Origin of the sequence: Nonomuraea sp. MTCD27 (assembly GCF_041950495.1) — a bacterium.
Classification (GTDB): domain Bacteria; phylum Actinomycetota; class Actinomycetes; order Streptosporangiales; family Streptosporangiaceae; genus Nonomuraea.
Genome location: NZ_JBGNUW010000023.1, coordinates 79,025 through 99,339 on the forward strand (window position 1 = coordinate 79,025; position 20,315 = coordinate 99,339).

Annotated in this window: 19 protein-coding genes; 10 read left to right on the top strand and 9 right to left on the bottom strand. The window is 70.9% G+C overall.

The genetic code is table 11. From position 1 onward, the window contains the following. Nucleotides 1–10: 10 nt before the first annotated feature. Complete coding sequence (locus tag ACBJ59_RS48475; protein ID WP_375116800.1) at nt 11–556, top strand: YceI family protein; 546 nt, start codon at nt 11–13, stop codon at nt 554–556. 143 nt (nt 557–699) lie between these two features. Continuing rightward, nucleotides 700–1,383, top strand: coding sequence for a hypothetical protein (locus ACBJ59_RS48480; protein ID WP_375116801.1), 684 nt, complete (start codon nt 700–702; stop codon nt 1,381–1,383). Nucleotides 1,384–1,460: 77 nt separating this feature from the next. Here the strand turns inward: ACBJ59_RS48480 and ACBJ59_RS48485 are convergent, their stop codons facing one another. From ACBJ59_RS48485 to ACBJ59_RS48495, 3 genes are all read right to left on the bottom strand, one after another. Next, a complete protein-coding gene (locus ACBJ59_RS48485) occupies nt 1,461–1,760 on the bottom strand; it encodes a hypothetical protein (RefSeq protein WP_375116802.1) in 300 nt (99 codons plus the stop codon). A 149-nt stretch (nt 1,761–1,909) separates the two neighbouring features. Further along, the gene (locus ACBJ59_RS48490) at nt 1,910–2,287 is read right to left on the bottom strand and encodes a hypothetical protein (RefSeq protein ID WP_375116803.1); all 378 of its coding nucleotides are present in this window, start codon (nt 2,285–2,287) and stop codon (nt 1,910–1,912) included. After that, complete coding sequence (locus ACBJ59_RS48495; protein WP_375116804.1) at nt 2,284–2,532, bottom strand: hypothetical protein; 249 nt, start codon at nt 2,530–2,532, stop codon at nt 2,284–2,286. The genes ACBJ59_RS48490 and ACBJ59_RS48495 overlap by 4 nt, the downstream gene beginning before the upstream one ends. A gap of 219 nt (nt 2,533–2,751) precedes the next feature. Here ACBJ59_RS48495 and ACBJ59_RS48500 point away from each other — a divergent pair, with 219 nt between their 5' ends. Together ACBJ59_RS48500 and ligA are read left to right on the top strand one after the other, a co-directional pair. Further along, nucleotides 2,752–4,200 (top strand): ankyrin repeat domain-containing protein, encoded by a 1,449-nt coding sequence (locus ACBJ59_RS48500; protein WP_375116805.1) that lies wholly within the window; start codon nt 2,752–2,754, stop codon nt 4,198–4,200. A 139-nt stretch (nt 4,201–4,339) separates the two neighbouring features. Then, nucleotides 4,340–6,439 carry an NAD-dependent DNA ligase LigA gene (ligA, locus tag ACBJ59_RS48505; protein WP_375116806.1) on the top strand — a complete coding sequence of 700 codons (2,100 nt, stop codon included), beginning with the start codon at nt 4,340–4,342 and terminating at the stop codon, nt 6,437–6,439. Nucleotides 6,440–6,498: 59 nt separating this feature from the next. Here ligA and ACBJ59_RS48510 read toward each other — a convergent pair whose 3' ends face one another. Continuing rightward, nucleotides 6,499–7,407, bottom strand: a complete 909-nt coding sequence (locus ACBJ59_RS48510) for a class I SAM-dependent methyltransferase (protein ID WP_375116807.1) — start codon at nt 7,405–7,407, stop codon at nt 6,499–6,501. Nucleotides 7,408–7,619: 212 nt separating this feature from the next. On the opposite strand from ACBJ59_RS48510, the gene ACBJ59_RS48515 reads away from it, so the two are divergent. After that, nucleotides 7,620–8,324 (top strand): restriction endonuclease, encoded by a 705-nt coding sequence (locus ACBJ59_RS48515; RefSeq protein WP_375116808.1) that lies wholly within the window; start codon nt 7,620–7,622, stop codon nt 8,322–8,324. A gap of 342 nt (nt 8,325–8,666) precedes the next feature. Beyond that, complete coding sequence (locus tag ACBJ59_RS48520) at nt 8,667–10,880, top strand: hypothetical protein (protein WP_375116809.1); 2,214 nt, start codon at nt 8,667–8,669, stop codon at nt 10,878–10,880. A 301-nt stretch (nt 10,881–11,181) separates the two neighbouring features. Here ACBJ59_RS48520 and ACBJ59_RS48525 read toward each other — a convergent pair whose 3' ends face one another. Beyond that, a complete protein-coding gene (locus ACBJ59_RS48525) occupies nt 11,182–12,297 on the bottom strand; it encodes a serine hydrolase domain-containing protein (RefSeq protein ID WP_375116810.1) in 1,116 nt (371 codons plus the stop codon). Nucleotides 12,298–12,352: 55 nt separating this feature from the next. Then, complete coding sequence (locus ACBJ59_RS48530; RefSeq protein ID WP_375116811.1) at nt 12,353–12,955, bottom strand: TetR/AcrR family transcriptional regulator; 603 nt, start codon at nt 12,953–12,955, stop codon at nt 12,353–12,355. Nucleotides 12,956–13,063: 108 nt separating this feature from the next. On the opposite strand from ACBJ59_RS48530, the gene ACBJ59_RS48535 reads away from it, so the two are divergent. Then, a complete protein-coding gene (locus ACBJ59_RS48535) occupies nt 13,064–14,248 on the top strand; it encodes an erythromycin esterase family protein (RefSeq protein ID WP_375116812.1) in 1,185 nt (394 codons plus the stop codon). On the opposite strand, the gene ACBJ59_RS48540 is transcribed toward ACBJ59_RS48535, so the two are convergent. Together ACBJ59_RS48540 and ACBJ59_RS48545 are read right to left on the bottom strand one after the other, a co-directional pair. Then, nucleotides 14,214–15,266, bottom strand: coding sequence for a tartrate dehydrogenase (locus ACBJ59_RS48540; RefSeq protein ID WP_375116813.1), 1,053 nt, complete (start codon nt 15,264–15,266; stop codon nt 14,214–14,216). The genes ACBJ59_RS48535 and ACBJ59_RS48540 overlap by 35 nt on opposite strands. A gap of 56 nt (nt 15,267–15,322) precedes the next feature. Then, nucleotides 15,323–16,210 (bottom strand): LysR family transcriptional regulator, encoded by an 888-nt coding sequence (locus tag ACBJ59_RS48545; protein ID WP_375116814.1) that lies wholly within the window; start codon nt 16,208–16,210, stop codon nt 15,323–15,325. A 104-nt stretch (nt 16,211–16,314) separates the two neighbouring features. Here ACBJ59_RS48545 and ACBJ59_RS48550 point away from each other — a divergent pair, with 104 nt between their 5' ends. After that, nucleotides 16,315–17,913 (top strand): SLC13 family permease, encoded by a 1,599-nt coding sequence (locus ACBJ59_RS48550; protein ID WP_375116815.1) that lies wholly within the window; start codon nt 16,315–16,317, stop codon nt 17,911–17,913. A gap of 30 nt (nt 17,914–17,943) precedes the next feature. Here ACBJ59_RS48550 and ACBJ59_RS48555 read toward each other — a convergent pair whose 3' ends face one another. Beyond that, a complete protein-coding gene (locus ACBJ59_RS48555; protein ID WP_375116816.1) occupies nt 17,944–18,867 on the bottom strand; it encodes an AraC family transcriptional regulator in 924 nt (307 codons plus the stop codon). Nucleotides 18,868–18,980: 113 nt separating this feature from the next. Here ACBJ59_RS48555 and ACBJ59_RS48560 point away from each other — a divergent pair, with 113 nt between their 5' ends. Together ACBJ59_RS48560 and ACBJ59_RS48565 are read left to right on the top strand one after the other, a co-directional pair. Then, nucleotides 18,981–19,532, top strand: a complete 552-nt coding sequence (locus ACBJ59_RS48560) for an NADPH-dependent FMN reductase (protein WP_375116817.1) — start codon at nt 18,981–18,983, stop codon at nt 19,530–19,532. Between the two features lie 85 nt (nt 19,533–19,617). Continuing rightward, nucleotides 19,618–20,292 carry an alpha/beta fold hydrolase gene (locus ACBJ59_RS48565; protein ID WP_375116818.1) on the top strand — a complete coding sequence of 225 codons (675 nt, stop codon included), beginning with the start codon at nt 19,618–19,620 and terminating at the stop codon, nt 20,290–20,292. Nucleotides 20,293–20,315: the final 23 nt, after the last annotated feature.

The following is a 20,315-nucleotide window of genomic DNA, read 5'->3' on the forward strand; positions in this document are numbered from 1 at the left end:
GGAGTCTGGCATGTTTCCCAGTGACCTCACCGGCGCGTACACCATCGACCCGGCGCACAGCCGCTTCGGTTTCGCAGCCCGGCACGCGATGGTGACCAAGGTGCGCGGCAGCTTCCCCATCGTGGAGGCCACCGTCCACCTGGACGCCGCCGACCCGGCCGCCTCCAGCGTCCGCGTGGTCCTGGACGCCGCGGGCGTCGAGACCGGCAACGCCCAGCGTGACGGTCACCTGCGCACCGGCGACTTCCTGGACGTCGCCACCCACCCGCACATCACGTTCACCAGCTCGGGCGTGAAGCACGTCGGGGGCGACAGCTTCGAGGTCACCGGCGCGCTGACCATCCACGGCGTCACCCGGCAGGTGACCGTTCCGCTCGACTACACCGGCACCTCTGTCGACACGCAGGGGTTCAAGCGGGCCGGGTTCGAGGGCGGCATGGTGATCGACCGCAGGGACTACGGGGTCAGCTTCAACGCCCTGCTGGAGACCGGGGGCGTGATGGTGTCGGAGAAGATCACCCTCGAGTTCGACCTGTCCGCCGTCAAGACCGGCTGACCGCTCGTGCACCTCCATCTCCTGGCCGGAGAGCGCCCTCCGGCCAGGAGGAGCACCCCGCACCCGGGTCTCGGCACCGCCTCCACCCTCCGTCTCCCTGGATCACCATCACTGTCCGCGTCTCTCATGTCACAATGAGCGGCGTGCCGTCCCCCCGATACGACGTCCTCATCCAGTTGTTCCACGACCACCCCCAGCTGGCGGTCGAGATCCTGCGTGACCTCATGGCCGTGGACCTGCCCTTCGCCACCCCGGCCCGGCTGGACCCGTACGACGGCACCCTGGCCCTGACCCTCGGCCCACCGCGATCCCCCGCGCACGCGATCATCGTGGAGATCCCGCAGGACACCACCAGGACCGCCGAGCGACTCGCCCGCGACGCCGCCGCGTTGTGGCTGAGGCTGGACTGCGACGTCACGGTCCTGCTCGTCTGCCCCGACCACGAGATCGCCGCCCACTACGCGCGACCGATCACTTCAGGGCTGACCGGCTACCACTTCCAGGCGCAGGTCCTCGGCCCGCACGGCATCCCCGACTCCGACCTGCACTCACCGGAGATGTGGCACCTCGAAGAGATCATGACGTCCGCCACCTGGCTGGCCCACAGCCCCTTCACCCGCGGCCTGGAAGAAGGCCGGACCGCCGGCAGGAAAGAGATGGCCGCCAGAATCCTCCTGCTCGTCCTGGCCACCCGCGGCCTCGACGTCCCCGACGACACCCGCACCCGCATCGTCAGCGGCGCCGACCTCGCCCAGCTCCGCACCTGGGTGACCCGCGCGGCCACCGCCGAGTCCGTCGAGGACGTCTTCGACGAGCCGGTGGCCTGAAACCCGCCGGCCGTCCGCACCACCTGACCATCCCGCGCCCCACTATCCCCGGGCGTGTGTCGCCGGAGCGGTGGGGGTCAGGCCAGGTAGAGGCGGTCCTTGAAGGCGCCGCGCTCCGCGCGCTTGGCCTCCGCCGCCTTCTCGATCTCCTGCCAGTCGTGCCCGTGGGCCGCCGCCAGCGCCCTGAGCACCTCGTACACGTCGGCGAGCTCCCCGGCCACCTCCTCCGGCGAGGCCTCACTCACCTCGGTCGCCTCCTCGAACAGCTTGGCCAGCAGGGCCGCGCGGTACTCGGCTTCCCCCAGGACCGTGATCACCGGCTCCTCGCCGGTGCGCCGGATGATCTCCGGGATGCGGTCCCGTACCAGCTTGCCCATGCCCAGACGTCCTTCGTGGTGCGGCGGCTCTGCGAGGTCACGAGCGTAGTGGGTCAGACCATGGCGAGGTAGGCGGCGAGCTCGTCGGCTCTCCTCGTCCCGCTTGTACGACGGTTCTTCCGATCGCCTGGCACGAGAGCGCCTCACTCTCAGGCGCTGACCTTCAGCTGGTGGACGCGCTGCTTGGACATGCCCATGACGCGTGCCGTGTCGGGCTCCGACCAGTGGCTGGTGAGTGTCTTGGCCACCTTGACGGCCAGCTCGGCGGCACGCTTGGTGTGGGCTTCGGCCAACTCCTTCTCGCGGTGATATTCGGCCACCACCCCCGCCACCTCCGCGGGCAGGTCGAACACGAACTCCACGCCGGGGACGTCCTCGGGCCAGGCCCAGGCGTGGACCTCCGCCAGGTCACGCTCCAGCTGCGACAAGGAGCCGGCCACGCCGACGCCCTCGGTCTCCCCTGTGGGGCAACGCGACACCCATCTCCCGTGCTCGTAGGTGATGACATAGGTGATCGACTTGCTCATCGACTCATCCTTTCGATGACCGCCTTCAGGCGCTTGATGGCTTCACGGAAGAGCTCGGGATCGCGGTCCGGGTCGGCAGGGATCAAGATGGGGACCGAGATGATTCCACCCTTGATCACACGCAGCGCGCACATGTCGCCCTTGAGGTGGTAAAGCCAGTCGGCGGTGGCGCCTGCGGTGGCCACTATGGCTGCGACCTCGGCGAGCTGGCGCATGTGTGGGGGGGAGGTCATCAGCCATGGCATGAGGCTATCGCACTAGGAGGATGGCTCCTAGCCGTATAGGAAGCGGCGTTGCCTTCTCCCGTACGAAGGAGAGCAGGCGTATGGTGGGTGGTGCGCGCGCAGGGCGCCACCGGTCCGCGGGAAGGGCGAAGCCCACCTGGAGTTCACCGTGCGACCTCGGCCCGACCTCTTTTCCGGCCTGACCATGCGGACACCAGGCCAGACGGAAAGGAGGCCATCGTGCCCATCCATCGTCTGCCCGACAACCCCAGCCTCGAACGGCTCCGCAAGCAGGCCAAGACCCTCCTCAAGCAGGTGGACGCGGGAGCTCCCGAGGCGCGCGGGCTCGTCGCCGAGTTCCATCCCCGGCCGCCCGCGACGCTCAAGCTGTCGGACGCGCAGCTCGTCACCGCCCGCATGTACGGCTTCGCGAGCTGGCCCAGGCTGACGGAGCATCTCACCACCGTCGAGCGTTACTCCCGCTCGCCGCACGAGGTTCCGCCGCGGGCGGACCTGCCGGAGGAGTTCCTGCGGCTGGCCTGCCTCACGTACGGCTCCGACCACCCCGGCCGGACCGACGAGGCCGACCTCCTGCTGGCCCGGCAGCCGGACCTCTCCACCGCGAACGTCTTCACCATGGCCGCCACCGGGTCGGCCGGCGCGCTGGCCGCGGCGCTGGCCGCCGATCCCGGGCTCGCGCGGTCGCAGGGCGGGCCCTTCGGGTGGGAGCCGCTGCTGTACCTGGCCTATGCGCGGCTCAAGGCTCCGGGTCAATACGTGGCGGCTGCCCGGGTTCTCCTCGAACACGGCGCCGATCCCAACGCCGGATTCCTGTGGGACGGGCTGACCTCGCCGTTCACGGCGCTCACCGGCGCGCTCGGGGGCGGGGAGGGTGACCAGCCGCCGCATCCGGAGGGGATGGCGCTGGCGCGGCTGCTGCTGGAGGCCGGGGCGGATCCCAACGACGGCCAGGCGCTCTACAACCTCGGGCTCGGCGGGACGTTCTCGGACGACGTCGACCATCTTCGGCTGCTGCTGGAGTTCGGGCTGGGGCGGGGGGCGGGCGGGCCGTGGCGCGCGCGGCTGGGGCCGACGATCCAGTCCCCGCGGCAACTGCTGCGCGAGGAGCTGGCCACCGCCGCGCTGCGGGGCGGGCCGGCGCGGGCGCGGCTGCTGCTGGCGCACGGGGCGGAGGTGGACGGGCTCGGCGAGCATCCGGCGTACCGGGGGCGCACGCCGTACGCGCTGGCCCTGCTGAACGGGCACACCGAGGTCGCGGAGCTCCTCGCCGAGGCGGGCGCCACGGCGACGCTGGACGAGGACGACGCGTTCACCGCCGCCTGCATGCGCGCCGACGCCGGCGCGGTGGCCGCGTTCGGTCCGGAGGCGGCGGCCCGGGCGCTCGCTCGCGCCCCGGGGCTGATCCACAGCGCGGCCGGGCAGCGCAAACCGGCGGCGGTACGCCTGCTCGCCGGCCTCGGGTTCGACGTGAACCACCTGCACCGGTCCACTCCGCTGCACGCGGCGGCCTGGAACGACGACGTCGAGACGGCCAGGACGCTGATCGAGCTCGGGGCCGACCCGACGATCAAGGACGCCGAGCATGATGCGACGCCGCTCGGCTGGGCCGACTACGGTGGCAGGCATCGCGTGGCGGCCTACCTGCGGAGCGTCGCCGGGCAGGAGTGAGCCGAGCAGGCCCGCCACGGCGGCGTACGCCCGTGGAGCGTGAACCGATCTCGCAAGAGGCGGCCTACCTGCGAAGCGAGGTGTGGGAGTGGTGATCGTCGGGGGTGGAATTGTCGGTGGCACTCGCCATGATGAAGCCATGACCGAGACGCCCCCCATCACCGCGCTGGCCGACGACACGGCCTACGCCGAAGCCGTCCAGCGGGCCGTGCACTCCGCGGCCGCCTACTACGCCGACGGCACCTCGACGCTCGACGACGACGCCTACGACCGGCTGGTTCGCGGCATCCAGGCGTACGAGGAGGAGCATCCCGAGTCGGTGCTGCCGGCCTCGCCGACGGGCAAGGTCGCCGGCGGGGCCGTGGTGGGCGACGTGCCGCACACCGTGCCGATGCTCAGCCTGGACAACGTGTTCGGCGCCGAGCAGCTCGCCGACTGGGCGGCCGGGCTGGAGCGTCGGCTCGGCCGGCCGGTCACGCGGTGGAGCGTGGAGCCGAAGCTCGACGGGCTGGCGATCTCCGCCCGCTACCGTAACGGCCGCCTGGCGCAGCTCGTCACGCGCGGCGACGGCACCGCGGGTGAGGACGTCTCGCACGCCATCGGGACCATCGTCGGCCTGCCCGACCGGCTGGCCGACGCGGTCACGGTGGAGTTGCGCGGCGAGGTGATGATGACCACCTCGCAGTTCGAGGAGGCGTGCGCCAAGCGGCAGGCGCATGATGGCACGACGTTCGCCAACCCGCGCAGCGCCGCCGCGGGCACGTTGCGGGCGCAGGACCGGCCCTACGTGTGCGAGCTGACGTTCTTCGGTTACGGCGTCCTGCCGCCCCCGGGCGACGGCTCCCAGCTGGCCGTACGCCTGCGCGAGCTGCCGCACAGCGAGATCATGCACTGGGTCGCCGCGCAGGGCGTGCAGACCACGGCCGCCACGCCGGTGGCCGGGATCGTGGCGGAGACGCTGGAGCGGGTGCAGGAGCGCGTCGGGGAGATCGGGGCGGCGCGTGCCGCGCTGCCGTTCGGCATCGACGGCATCGTGATCAAGTGCGATCTGGCGGCCGACCAGGCCGAGGCCGGGTTCAGCTCGCGGGCGCCGCGGTGGGCGATCGCGTACAAGCTGCCCGCTACCGAGAAGATCACCAAGCTGCTCCGCGTGGAGTGGAACACCGGACGCACCGGCATCATCGCCCCGCGCGCGGTGCTGAAGCCGGTCGAGCTGGACGGCAGCAACGTCACATACGCGACCCTGCACAACGTCGCCGACATCACCCGGCGTGGCCTGATGCTCGGCGACAGCGTGACCGTCTACAAGGCGGGCGACGTGATCCCCCGGGTCGAGGCGCCGGTGGTCCACCTGCGCACCGGTGCGGAGGAGCCGATCGCGATCCCGGAGGTCTGCCCGTCCTGCGGCGACGCGATCGACACCTCGCAGGAGCGCTGGCGGTGCGTGCGCGGGCGCGGGTGCCGGGCGATCGCGTCCATCACGTACGCGGTCGAGCGCGACACGCTCGACATCGAGGGGCTGGCGGTGAACCGCATCCAGCAGCTACTGGACGCCGGCCTGATCGCCGACTTCGCCGACCTGTTCTTCCTGACCCGGGAGCAGTTGCTCGGGCTGGAGCGCATGGGCGAGACCAGCACCGACAACCTGCTCGCGGCCATCGAGCAGGCCAAGACGCGGCCGCTGAGCAGGGTGTTCGCGGCGCTCGGGGTGCGGGGCACCGGCCGCTCGATGAGCCGGCGCATCGCCCGCCACTTCGCCACCATGGACGCCATCCGGGCCGCCGACGCCGAGGCGATCCAGCAGGTGGACGGCATCGGCCCGGAGAAGGCGCCGGTCGTGGTCGATGAGCTGATCGAGCTGGGCCCGCTCATCGACAAGCTCGTCCAGGCCGGGGTGAACATGACCGAGCCCGGTGCCACCCCGCCCGCCGTGAGATCCGAGAACTTGGAGGAGCCCGGGCAGTCCGGGGGGTCGGTGGTCGAGCTGCCGCTGGCGTCGATGTCGGTGGTGGTCACCGGCGCGATGACGGGGCCGCTGGCGGCGCTGTCGCGCAACGAGGTCAACGAGCTGATCGAACGGGCCGGGGGCAAGGCGTCCTCCAGCGTGTCCGCCAAGACGTCCCTGCTGGTGGCGGGCGAGAAGGCGGGCTCCAAGCGGGCCAAGGCCGAGACCTTGGGGGTGCGGATCGTGAGTCCGGAGGAGTTCGCCGAGCAGGTCGGCGCGTTCATGGGAGGGTGATCGCGGCTACCTCCCGGCGCTTGGGCGGAGCCGCTTCCAGGCGTGGCATGGGATGGCGGCTACTTGCCAGGGGTGGAGCGGCGGCGGATCCAGCCGGCGGCGCGGTGGGCGACGGGGCCGAGCAGGCTGACCTCTCTGGTGGCCTTCCTCAACGCCTGGACGGCGTTCTGCGAGTCCGCCGTGACCTTCTTCAGCTCCGCCGTCGTGCGCCGCAACTCGGTGGTGAGCCGGTCCACGTCGCTGACCGGTGCCGCGGGCTTCGGCTTCTTGCGGTGGTTGACGCGTACGAGCCGGCGGTCCCCGAGCACGTCGGTCGTGTGCCACAGGTCGGGGCGCTCCCCGAGCCAGTCCAGCAGCCGACGCTGGACGGGCACCGGGTCGCCCCACATCCCGTACAACTTCTGCGAGCTCACGCAGATCGGCTGCAGGCCGAGACCGGCGACCGCCTCCCAGACGGCGAGCGCGACGCCCGGCGTGTGCTCGCTGCGATAGTCGTCGAAGGCGACGACCCCACCGGCCCTGAGCACGGTCCGCGCCGCCTCCACGTCGGCCTTCACGTGGGTGTAGAGGTGCGAGGCGTCGACGTGTACGAACCTGCAGGTGTCGGCCTCGACGTGGTCGAGGATGACCGACGTCGGGCCGTGCACGATCTCGGGAAGAGTGGTGTGGACGCTCAGGTAGTTCTGCTCGAACTGGCGGCGGGTGAGCGCGGAGTACGACCTGGAGGTCTCGGCGTCGTTGTCCGCGTCGGGGGCGTCCGACTCGAACAGGTCGCAGACGGTGAAGGTCTCCCCCTGGCGTACGTGGCCGCCGATCAGGACGGCGCTCTTGCCCAGGTACGTACCGAGCTCGAGAACGTCGCCACGAGCGGCGTCATCCGACAGGAACCACTCGAACAGGCGCTGGTCCGCGGGCCAGAACCAGCCGGGGATGCGCTCCAGCGCGGCGTTGAGATCCGGTACTGACATGTGCGGACGCTAACAGCCGTGTTTTCCGGAGAAAAAGGGGGTTTGCCGCATGGCCATCGGGAGGTCACCCAAAGTTCGGCCGGCAGGGCCCGGCCGGCGCCCCGCCCCGACCCCAACACAAGAACTCTTGTCCCACCAATATCGCCAGGCTTTCCCAAAAGCCGCCATTTCTGCGCAAAGCTCGGGGCCCGATTCTGTCGGTGCCACCGTTCATGCTCGCCATCAGCACCGATCCTCGGGAGGACATGATGGCGAGGCGATCCGGTCGTCGCAGGAAGCGGTCCAAGCCGGGCGGCAAGGAGCAGTTGTTGCTGACCGGCCTCGTGGGCGTCGTCATCGCGGCTGTCCTCGTGGCCGAATTCGCCGCCGAATATCCCGGTGCCGCAATGGGCATCACCGCGCTGCTGATTGCCGCCTTCGCTGGCGCCCTTTTCCTGCGATATCGGGTCATCCAAGCCCGTCGGCGACAATTCCTCGCCGCCAATGCGGAATTGGCGAAGGTCGATCTCATGTCCGGCCCACAATTCGAGCACCTCATCGCCGAGCGCATGATCGCCGAAGGGTTCCGGCGCGTTCGCGAGCGGGGGCGCAGCGGTGACGGCGGCGTGGACATCACCGCCGTGGCGCCGGGCGGGACTCCGTACGCCGTCCAGTGCAAGCGCTACAGCCGGACCGTCGGCGCACCCGAGGTCCGCAACTTTCTCGGAGCGCTGGCCAATGCCTTCGCCGGGCACACCGGAGTGCTCATCACCTCGGGCCGCCTCACCCGCCAAGCGCGGGAGGAGGCACTCAACGCACGCCAGCCCCTGTTACTCGTCGAGCGGGACCGCCTGGCCGACTGGCTGATCGGCAGGAGCACCCTGCTGCCCCAACGCGTGCCGCCCCTTGCCGAAGGGGGTGAGGAGTTGGCCGGCTGACCCTGAGCCGTCGGTGCGGCGCCAGCGTGGTGGTTCGTGGTGGGTGAGTTGATCGACTTCGGGACGGCGGCACCGCTAGGTTGGGCGTTTCGCTCCTCCCGTCCCCCGGTTCTCGCGTCCCCCGTCCTCCTGCCCTGCCCGTCCCCCGGTCCTCGCGGTCCCGTACCCACGTCCCCTTCCCCTCGTCCTCCTACCCCCACGTCCCCGCGTCCTGCCGCCCTCCCGGCCCTCCTGCCCCGGCCTTCGTGCCCCGCATCGCCGCGTTCCGCCTTCACCCGTCCGCCCGTCCCCCATCCTCCTTGTCCCCGTTACTCCGCCCCTCTTCCCTGCCAGGAATCGCTCGTGCTCCGCTATCGCCTTGGCCTGATCGTCGTCGCCGTCTTCGCGGTCCTGGTCGGCGCGTCGGGGGTCGTCGCCCTCGTGACCGGCGACATCCGGCTCTCCCAGCTGCTCGTCTACTGGGGCTCCACCGTGTGGCGCCAGGAGCCCCGCATGGACGTCATCGTGATGCTGATCCTGGTGGGGATGCTGCACGCCTGGGCGCTCTGGCAGTTCCTGCCGAAGCGGCAGGACGGCGGGAAGCCGGACCGGGAGGCGTGGCTGCTGCGGATCGCGCTGTACGCGTGGGCGGTGATCGAGCTCGCCGACCGGATGCCCTGGACAGATGTGCCCGAGGAGATCGTGCAGGTCGCCGTCGTCGTGCTGCTGTACCGGGCGATGCGCGGGGTCTCCCGGACACTCCGGCTGTTCGCGCTCGTGGCCGGGTTGCACCAACCGGGGTTGGCGGTCGCGTACACAGTGCTGGACTCGATCGGGATCAACGGCGGGTTCCTCCAGGACGCTCTGCCGTTGGGCACCATGCCGTGGCTGGTGTGGATCGTGCTGACCCTGGTTGCGCAGGCGAAGGACGGCAGATGGCGGCGGGGCACGCTGTGGGCAGGAGTGGCGGCCGCCGTCGGGCCGGGCCTCGTGTCACAGCTCGCGGGCCCGTTCTACTCGACATTTGTGTGGCACGAGGGTCTCGGGCTGGCAATCGGTGTCGTTACGTCGGTATGGCTCGCGCGGACCGCGCGGGAGGTCGGTAACCGGCCCAGAAGTCCGCGACCCACCACGGCCGGAAGCCCGTTGCGATGGTGGCCGGTGCAGGTGGTCGCGGTCGTGCTGCCGCTTCTGCCCGCCGTGGTCAACAGCGCGAACGGGATGTTCACCTGGATCGGGTCGCGCGGGGCGATCGCGTCCTGGTTCACCGGGAGCGGTTGGTTCCTGTGGCAGCTCTGGTTCTCGTTCGACCTCCTCGTCGGGATCGGCGGGGCCTCGGGGCTGGTGCTGGCGGCCGTACTGGTGCGGACAATGCGGCTCGTGCTCGGGACGATCTGGGCTCTACTGGTCGCGGCGGTGGCCGGAGTGGTGAGCGTGGCGACAGCCGAGGGCGAGGGCATGACGGCGGCCCCCGCGGGCTACGAGCTCGTGGAGGGCTACGACAGTGTCCGGATGTCGCCGGATCAGCTGCTGGGGTCCGAGGTCGGCATCTCACCGCTCTGGTACAGCGCCGCCCTCACCGGCTCGGCCCTGCTTCTCCTCCTCGTGGGCAACGGCCGCCTCGCGTACGGCAACCGCCTCGGGTACGGCGGCGGGCGCAGGCCGTATCAGGCGGTCATGGCAAGTGTGAGTACGGCCTTGGTGCTCGTTCTGGTGCCGGTGTCGGACCATGCGCCCGGCCCGATCACCACGGCGAGCGACTGCGAGGCCATGGACGGCCGCAAAAGCCCTAAAACCGGCGAGCAGAAGTTCGTCTGCATGGTCCGGAGAAGCAGCCTGCCGTTCGGCAAGGCCCTGCCCGATCCTCAACTGATCGCGTACGGGCGGCGCATGTGCGGCATCTACACCCGCGGCGACGCCCGGGAGGCAGCCGCGTTCCGCGAGGCGCACGGCATCGACCCGCTCCAAGAGGCCGGCCTCCTCTATGGCGTCTGCCCGAAGGCCGATGCGGACACCGACAAGGCGGCCGCCGAGGAGGAGGCCGAGATGCTGGCGTGGGAGGCCGAGGAGCAGGCCAAGTGCGATCATGCCCCGCGACATCGGCCGCTGATCAAACCCGTGCGGGCCGTCAGGCAGAAGCGGCCGGTCTGGCCCGAGACCGTGCTGGAGGCGTACGAAGGGGAGGGCATGCCGGACTACGGGCTGGTGGGGCGGGGCTCCGAGCTGGTGACCGCCGCGCCCGGCCACCTTCGCATCGAGGTCGACACCACATACCGCGTCTGCGTCACCACCGAGACGTACACCCGCCGGCCGCCGGTGGAGGTCAAGGGCTGGGATCGCGTTGTCGAGGTCGGATACGAGAGCCCGACGGGCCGCATCGTGCTCTCCGACGGTCTGGTCGGCGTCGAGCTGCCTGACCTGGCCGTCCGCGGCGCGGGGCATTACCGCATCCGCGTCCACTACGCCTGGTTGGACTGGAAGGGTCATGAGAACGTGGGGCAGCGGCTGCTGGTCATGGCTTGGCCCGGGCGCGGTGACGACGTGGTGGTTCATCACCCCGCCCACACTCAGGAATGAGGACAAAGCCCGTCCCACGGCTGAGAACGAAAGGCCACACGCGGGCCGAGGGCGAAGCGCCCCGCACCGCTGAGGCGGAGGGCGACGCACCGCTGGAGGTGGAGGACGGCCCGCCCCTGGGGGCGAGGCACCACACCCCTGGAGGCGGAGGACGGCGCACCGCTGGGAACGAAGCACCGCACAGGGGTGAGGACGAAAGGCCACACACGGGTGAGGGCGGCACACCCGCGCGCGGCTGAGGGTGGAGGGCGTGCGGGGCTGAGGGTGGAGGGCGTGGTGCGGATGAAGGTCGGTACGTGGCTCAGGGCTGTGTGCACAAGGTGGTGTCGAGGGCCTGCTCGACGTGCTTCTGGGCGGCCGGTGTGGTGGGCAGGTGGGTGACGGCGATGGCGGCGGCGCGGCCGTCGTCGGTGGCGGCGTTGGTGGTGTAGTAGCCGGGGATCGCCCCGCCGTGGCCCCACGCCCGGCCGCCGCATGACAGCTTGACGCTGCTGAGGCCCAGCCCGTACGCGCCGCCGGGGCCGAGCTCCGGGACCTTGACGGTGGTGCGCATCTGCTTGAGCTGCGCGGGCTTGAGGAGCTTGCCGTCGAGGAGGGCGGTGAAGAAGCGGTTGAGGTCGCTGGGGGTGGAGATCATCTGGCCGGCGGTCCACGCCTGGGACGGGTCGAACGTGGTGACGTCGGTCATCGGCTTGCTCGGGTCGTCCCGGTGGTAGCCCTTGGCGTGCGGGGTGCGGAGGGCCTGGTCGCCGACGTTCGGGAAGTAGGTGCGGGTCAGGCCGAGCTTCTTGACCGTGCGGTTGGTGATCTCCTCGATCGCGGGGCGGCCGGTGACCTTCTCGATGAGCAGGCCGGCGACGATGTAGTTGGTGTTGGTGTAGGCCCATTTGGTGCCCGGCGCGAACTGGGCCGGCTTGCGCAGCGCCATGTCCAGGAGTTCGCGGGGCTGGAAGTAGGTGTGCTGGTAGGGCAGGGCGCCCTTGGCCAGGAAGTCGGTGTACTCGGGCAGGCCGCTGGTGTGCTGCAGGAGCCGGCGTACGGTGATGCGGCGGCCGTCGATGCCCTTGCCGCGCAGCAGGCCCGGCAGATACTTCTCGACCGGCCCGTCCAGCTCGACCTTGCCCTCCCCGACCAGCTGCAGGACGGTCACGGCGGTGAAGGTCTTGGTGTTGCTGCCGATGCGCACGTAGCCGTCGGCCGGCGGGTCGTCCTGGCCGGCGGTGTAGTCGCGCATGGTCCCGTCGCGGTCCTGTACGGAGGCCAGCGCGGCGGGGAACCCGTCCTCGCTGACGAGGTCGTCCAGCGTGTCCTGGACGGGGAACGAGTCCGCCTGCGCGGCGGTGGCGACGGGGCCGCACAGGACGGCGAGGGCGAGGGCGGAGGCGCCGGTCCACCGGCGAAGACGTGGCGTGGTCATGCCCTAGAACCTACGGACGATCAACGGTCCGGTTCGATCCCGCTGGCGGGAAGGCTCAGGTAGTGCCTGCCCTACCTCCGCCGTCGATGACGTCCGTGAGCGCGCGCAGGCCCGCGACGATCTCCGCGGCGTCGGGGGCCCGGCCGGGGTCGGTGAGCCACTGCGTCACCACCCCGGTGAGCAGCGCCATCTGCACGGCCCCCAGCGTGTGCACGCTCCGGTCGTCGACGTCGTCCTCGGGCGTGCCCAGGAGGGTGGCCGCCAGCCCCCGGCGTCCCAGGGCCTGCCCGCCCGCGAGGTAGCGGCGCAGGTCGTCGGAGTGCTCGGCCTGGACCAGTGCCTCGATCGTGGCCAGCCACAACGTCCGGTGTGTGGTGAAGGACGCCGTGATCGCGGCCCACATCGCCTCGTAGCGTTCGGCGGGGCCGCTGCCGTCCGCCCCGAACGCGGCCAGGGTGCGGCCGACCTGCGTGCCCCACTCGTCGACGGCCTCGATGAGCGCCGCGTTCAGCAACGCCTCGCGCGAGCCGAAGTGGTAGCCGATGGCGGCCATGCTGACGCCGGAGGCGGCCGAGATGTCGCGCACGGTGGTGCGTCCCCAGCCCTTCTCCTCCAGGCAACGCCTGGCTCCGGCGAGGAGGTCTTCCCGGTTTCCCATGCTGGAGCAGCGTACTCGATGGTTGGCACGAGCGCCTTAGACAATCGTCTTGCGCAAATGCGCAAACAACGGCTACGTTTCTCCCGTACGCCGAGTCGAGGAGACGACATGCTGAGCAGCCACGCCCGCCCCCTGAACGACATGACCGCTCTGGAGGAGATGATCGGAAGCGCCCGGATCGTCGGGCTCGGTGAGGCCGGCCACAGCGCCCACGAGTTCTTCACCCTCAAGCACCGCCTCTTCCGGCACCTCGCCGAGACCAAGGGCTTCACCACGTTCGTGCTGGAGGCGAGCTGGAGCACCGGCCTGCGCCTGAACGACTACGTGACGAACGGCGTCGGCGACCCCGAGCAGATCATGCGCGAGGAGTTCCAGGGCCAGTACGTCTTCTGGAACACCCAGGAGTACCTGGACCTCCTCCACTGGATGCGCGAGCACAACGCCGCCGGCCGCCCCCGGCTCAGGTTCGCCGGCAACGACCTCGGCTACCCGGGCCGGGAGGCGTTCGACCAGGTCGTCGCGGGCTGCCCCGAGCTCGCCGAGCGCCTGACCGAGCTGTACGCGCCGCTCAGGCCCGGGACGACCGAGGAGGCGGGCCGGTGGATGTTCGGGCAGCTCACCAAGGAGCAGCCGCTACGCCAGGCCGACGCGGACCGGGCGCGGGCCGCCCTCGACCTGGTGCGCGAGCACGGAGGAAGCGCGTGGGCCCGGCAGAACGCCACCGCGATCGCGCAGAGCTTCACCGCGTACGCCTACCCGGACGAGCAGTTCCCCGAGCGGATGCGCTACCGCGACCGGATCATGGCGGACAACACCGCCTGGCTGCTCGACCACACCGGCGGCAAGATCCTGCTGGCCGCCGGCAACGGCCACGTCGCCTACACCAGCGACCACCCCGACGAGTTCCCCGAGCCGGCCGGGGCGTTCCTGCGCGAGCGCCTCGGCGCGGACTACGTGAGCATCGGCCTGACCTTCAACCAGGGCACCGTCAACGCGCTGCCCGACTTCACCGCCCAGGAGCCCCGGGTCTACACCGTCCCGCCCGCCCCGCCGGGCCACAACGAGCACGTCCTGGACCAGGTGCCGTTCCGGGACTTCGCCCTCGATCTGCGGACCGTCCCGGACCGCGACTGGTTCGAGACCGCCCGCCCCACGCGCTCGTACGGCCTGTACTGGTCGGCCGACGACCCGAAGACCGCCCTGGCCGGCTCCTACGACCTGCTCGTCCACCTGCACCAGGTCGAGGCCGGCCACCTGCTCACCCCGGCAGGCGGTCGAGCACCGCGCGGGTGAACTCCCCGGTGCCGGCCGTGCCGCCCAGGTCCCGCGTGCGTACGTCCCCCTTGGCCAGGACGGCAGCCACGGCCGCCACGATCTCGTCGCCCGCCGCCCGATGCCCCAGGTGCTCCAGCATCATGGCCGCCGACCAGATGGCGCCGATCGGGTTGGCCACGCCCTTCCCGGCGATGTCGGGCGCGGAGCCGTGCACGGGCTCGAACATCGACGGGAACTCGCGCTCCGGGTTGAGGTTGGCCGACGGGGCGATCCCGATGCTGCCCGCCACGGCGGCGGCCAGGTCGCTGAGGATGTCGCCGAACAGGTTCGAGCCCACGATCACGTCGAACCGGGACGGCTGCAGGACCAGCTTCGCGCACAGCGCGTCGATGTGCTCCTGGTCCCAGCGCACGCCCGGATGCCCGGCCGCACGCTCCCTGACCAGCTCGTCCCAGAACGGCATGGTGTGCACGATCCCGTTGGACTTGGTGGCGGAGGTCACGTAGCTCCGGCGGCGGGCGGCCAGGTCGAAGGCGTAGTCGAGCACGCGCGTCACGCCCGCCCGGGTGAACACCGCCTCCTGGACGGCCATCTCCTCCGGGAAGCCGCGGTTCATCCGGCCGCCGATCTCGCTGTATTCGCCCTCGGTGTTCTCCCTGACCACGACGAGATCGAGGTCGGAGGCGCGTACGGGGCTCTCGATGCCCTCGAAGAGGCGGACCGGGCGGAGGTTCACGTACTGGCGGAAGGCCCGGCGGATCGGGATGAGCAGGCCCCAGAGGGACACGTGGTCGGGCACGCCGGGCGCCCCGACCGCGCCGAGGAAGATCGCGTCGTGGCCGCGCAGCCGGTCCAGGCCGTCGGCCGGCATCATGGCGCCCTCGCGGCGGTACCGCTCGCACGACCAGTCGTACTCGGTGAGCCGGAATCCGAAGCCGTGCCGCCGGCCCGCGGCCTGCGCCACCTCCAGGGCCGCCGGGGTGACTTCGAGCCCGATGCCGTCTCCGGGGATCACGGCGATGTCATGCGTCGTCATGGTCCCGATTCAAGCGGCGGCCCGCGCGAACGTCCAAGACCGGCGGACGATACGACCTATAGGCCGCGCCTATAAGAGGTGGCGATCTCCAGGAACTCCGCGGCCGCCGGGGTGAGCCAGCCCTTCCTGCTGACCAGGGCCAGGTGCAGCGACGCCGGCGGGTCCAGGTCGAACACCAGCGCGCCCGCCCGCTCGGCCAGCGTCCGCCACGCCTCGGCCAGCACGCCGATCCCCACGCCCTTCAGCACCAGTGGCAGGAACGCCTCCCGGTGCTCCGACTCCACCGCGATCGACAGCTCCACCCCCGACGCCCGGATCTCCTCCACGAGCCGGCGCAGCCCCGTGCCGTGCTCGCCGACGATCAGCCGCTGCCCGGCCAGGCGTTCGCGGGACAGCGACCGCGCCGGTTCGAACGGGCCGTCCGGCGGGGCCACGAGCACGAACCGCTGCTCCTCCACGGGGTACAGCTCCACGTCCACGGCCACCGGCGGCTCCCAGGCCGACAGCAGGCCCAGCTCCGTGACCCCCGTACGTACCAGCTCGATCACCGCCTGCGGCACCGGCGCGTTCCTGATCGCCACCTCCACGCCCGGATGCCGGTCGCGGAAGTGGTCGATCATGCTGGTCAGCGGCTCCACCGCCGGGGACGGCATCGAGGCGATGGCCACGCTGCCGCACACCATCCCCTGCACGGCGGCCACGCTCGCGCGGGCCGCCGCCAGGCTGCGCACCACCTGCCGGGCCGGCTCGATCAGCGCCCGCCCGGCATCGGTGAGCACCACGCGGCGGCCGATACGGTGGAAAAGCTGGCTGCCCAGGTCCTTCTCCAGGATCCTGATCGCCTGCGACAGGGAGGGCTGCGCCATGAACAGCGCCTTGGCACCCTTGTTGAACCCACCGTGATCGACGACGGCGAGGAAATACTCGAGTTGCCGGACGTCCACTGAACGCTCCTATAGGGGGGACCTATAACCCAAGTAGCTAACGCGTCTTGGACCTGGCCGCCACCCGGACCTTGAATGACGGGCGGAAACGTTAGGAGCTGGCGATGACCCCTGGTCCACCGAAAACCGACGTCGACCAGGCCCTCCTGGGCCACGCCACCTACCGCGGCCTCGGCGAGCAGAAGCTGACGCCGGCCGAGGAGAGGTTCGAGAAGGGCCGGCGCACCACCGGGATGTGGCTCGCGCCGCTCATCACGGTGGTCTTCCTGCTGTTGCCTCTCGGCATGGACGCCAAGCAGCAGACGCTGGCGGCGGTCCTGCTCGGCGTGATCGTGTTGTGGGTGACCGAGCCGGTGCCCATCCCGGTCGGGGGCCTCATCGGCGTCGGCGCGATCGTGCTGCTCGGGGTGGTCTCCGCGGCCGACGCGCTCTCCCCGTTCGGCTCCCCCACGATCTTCACCTTCATCGGGGCGTTCATCCTGGCGCAGGCCATGCTCAAACAGGGCCTGGCACGCCGCTTCGCCTTCCGCATCCTGTCGCTGCCGGGCGTGGGGCGCTCGACGTTCCGGCTGATCGTGGCGTTCGGGGCGATCACGGGCCTGCTGTCGGCGTTCGTCTCGAACACCGCCACCGTCGCCATGCTGCTGCCCACGGCGCTGGGCATGCTGGCGGTGATCGCCAAGCTCCTGCAGGATCGCGGGCTGGTCGCGGCCGACTTCAACCCGCTGCGGCTGCGGGTGGGGGCGGCGCTGGTCCTGATGCTCGCGTACGGCGCCAGCGTCGGCGGCCTGCTCACTCCCGTCGGCAGCCCGCCGAACCTGATCGGCCGCGGCCTCATCGAGGAGGCCACCGGCCGGCGCATCTCGTTCGCGCAGTGGATGATCACCGCGCTGCCGGTCTGCCTGCTCATGTTCGTCGCGCTCGCCGCCGTGCTGCTCCTGCTCAACCGGCCGGAGATCCGCAGGATCGAGGGCGTCGAGGAGTACGTGCGCCGCGAACGCGCCTCCCTGGGCAAGCTCTCACGCGCCGAGAAGAACACGCTCGTGGCCTTCGGCGTCACCGTCTTCCTGTGGGTCTTCCCCGGTCTGGTCGCGTTGTTCGCCGGCACCGAGTCCGCCCTCTACACCACCGTCAGCGGGCGGCTCAACGAGGGCATCGTGGCCGTGCTCGGGGCGGCCCTGCTGTTCGTGCTGCCGACCGACTGGGGCAAGCGCGAGTTCACGCTGAACTGGAGCGACGCGGCCCGCATCGACTGGGGCACGATCGTGCTGTTCGGCACCGGCATCATCTTCGGCTCCCTGCTGGAGGACACCGGGCTGGCCAAGACCATCGGCTCCTCGGCCGCCTCGGCGCTCGGGCTGAGCAGCGTGTTCGCCATCACCGCCTTCGCCGTCGTGCTGGCCGTGCTGGTGTCGGAGACCACCAGCAACACGGCGTCCGCCGCCGTGGTGGTGCCGATCATCATCCCGGTCGCGTTGGCGGCGGGGATCAACCCGTTCGTGCCGGCGCTGGCGGCGACGTTCGCGGCGTCGTTCGGGTTCATGCTGCCGGTGTCGACGCCGCAGAACGCGATCGCGTACGGATCGGGTGTGGTGCCGATCACGACGATGATCCGCTCCGGGGTGAGCTTCGACGTCCTCGGGGCCCTGCTGATCATCGTGCTCCTGCCCCTGCTCATCGGGGTGACCGGCATCGGGGGATGACCCTTGCCGGCCGGACCGGTGCCTGGCCTATCAGGCCGCCACGGCCTGGCGGCGGTACCGGCCGGGCGCCACGCCGAACTCGCGCTTGAACGCGTTGCCGAAGGCGAACTCCGACCCGTATCCCACCCGCTCGGCCACCTCCGCCACCGACGCGTCGGACTCCCGCAGCATGCGGGCCCCGCTCACCAGCCGCCACCAGGTCAGGTACGCCAGCGGCGGCTGCCCGACCAGCCCCGTGAAGCGGCGGGCGAAGCCGGCGCGCGACATGCCCGCGTGGGCGCCGAGCGACTCGACCGTCCAGCGGCGGGCCGGGTCGCGGTGGATGGCGTCGAGCGCGCGGCCGACACCGGGGTCGGCGAGCGCGGCGGCCCAGCCGGACAGCGTGCAGGGCTCGTCCTGGGTCTCGAAGTAGGCCCGCAGGACGTACAGCTGCAACATCTCGAGCAGGGACGACACGACGGTGTCCGTGCCCGGGCGCGGGTTTTCGATCTCGGCGGCCAGCAGCTCGACGGCGGCCCGCAGCTCCGGATGGCTGCCGAGCGTCGAGGGCAGGTGGATCACGCCGGGCAGCGAGCCCAGGATCGGATGCGTCCGGTCGAGGTCGAGCTGGTAGCCGCAGGAAAGGATCACCGTCTCGGCCCCGGCGCCGCCGAAGTCGGCCGAGGCGAACAGCTCGGAATGCGGGGCGCAGTCCGCCTCGACCAGCGGTCGCGCGGGATCGTCGGCCAGCCCGAACGAGTCGCCGTGCGGCAGGAACACCAGGTCGCCCACGCTCAGCGGAACGGGCTCGCCGTCCGAGGGAAGGAGCCAGCAGGACCCGCGCAGCACCACCTGGAAACCGGCGGACCCGCGCGCCGCGTGGAACGACACGCCCCAGGGCGCGCGCCAGGAGATGCGGGCGGAGGCGGGGCGCCCGCACCGCATGAAGGCCACCACGTCGCTCAGCATGTCCATGCGCGAAGTCTAGCTCCTGAGACGATGGCTTATAAACCTTGGACAGCAGCGCATTCAGTATCTCAGCAAGTCTCCCTACGGTGGTTCGAGTAACCGATTGAGGGAGCATTGACATGCTGAAGGTAGGCATCATCCTGGGCAGCACCCGTCCCGGCCGCAACGGCGAGGCGGTGGCGCACTGGGTCCGCGATATGGCGGCCAAACGAGGCGACGCCGAGTACGAGCTCGTCGATCTGAAGGACTACAACCTGGGCAACCTGGACGAGCCCGAGCACCCGGCCACGGGCATCTACCGGCACGAGCACACCAGGCGCTGGTCGGCCAAGGTGTCGTCCCTGGACGCGTTCCTGATCGTGACGCCCGAGTACAACAACTCGTACCCCGGCGCGCTCAAGAACGCCCTCGACTTCCTGTACACGGAATGGACCAACAAGGCGGCCGGGTTCGTCGGCTACGGCGTGGACGGCGCGCCCCGGGCGATCTCGCACCTGCGGCACGTCCTGGGGCTGCTCAGCGTGGCCACCGTGTCGAACCAGGTCGGGCTGTCGCTCAACACCGACTTCGCGGACGGCTTCAAGCCCGCCGCCGTCCACGAGGACCGGCTGAACGTCGTCCTCGACCAGGTCCTCGCCTGGGGCTCCGCCCTGCGCCCGCTCAGGGGGTGAGCGGGCGGCGGGGAATCGAACCGATCGGTTCGATGGGGTGCTAGCATCCTTTATCGTACCGATCGGTTCGATGTAGGGGTGTTCCGTGGCGACGTTCGTCCTCGTTCCTGGCATGTGCCATGGCGGCTGGTGTTTCGCCGAGCTCGCCGAGGAGTTGCGGAGCCGGGGGCATCAGGTGCTCCCGGTGACGCTGACCGGGCTCAGCGAGCGCCGCCACCTGCTCCACGGCGGGGTGAATCTCGACACGCACCTCCAGGACGTGATCGGCCTCATGGAGGCCGAGGGCGTCGAGGACGCGGTGCTGGCCGGGCACAGTTACGGCGGCATGGTGATCACCGGGGTGGCCGACCGGGTGCCGGGACGGGTGCGCGGGCTGGTGTACCTGGACGCCATGGTGCCGGGGGACGGCGACTCCTGCTGGAACGTGGTCTCCGACCAGGAGCGGCGCTGGTACGCCGACGTCGTGGAGAGCGGTTACGCGGTGCGGCCGCTGCCGTTCTTCGATCCTCGGGCCACCCCGCACCCGGTCGCCTCGCTGCTGCAGCCGCTCCGGCTCACCGGCGGGCTCGCCCAGGTCCGCGGCAGGACGTACGTGTACGCCGCCGGCTGGGAGACCCCGTCCCCGTTCACACCCGTCTACGAGCGGCTGCGCGAGGACCCGGCGTGGACGACGTACGCGCTGGACAGCGGGCACAACCTCATGCGCGGCGCGCCGCGGGAGCTGGTGGAGATCCTGCTGGAGGCAGCCGCTCGGCGGTGACCACACGGCGGCGCGGGGGACGT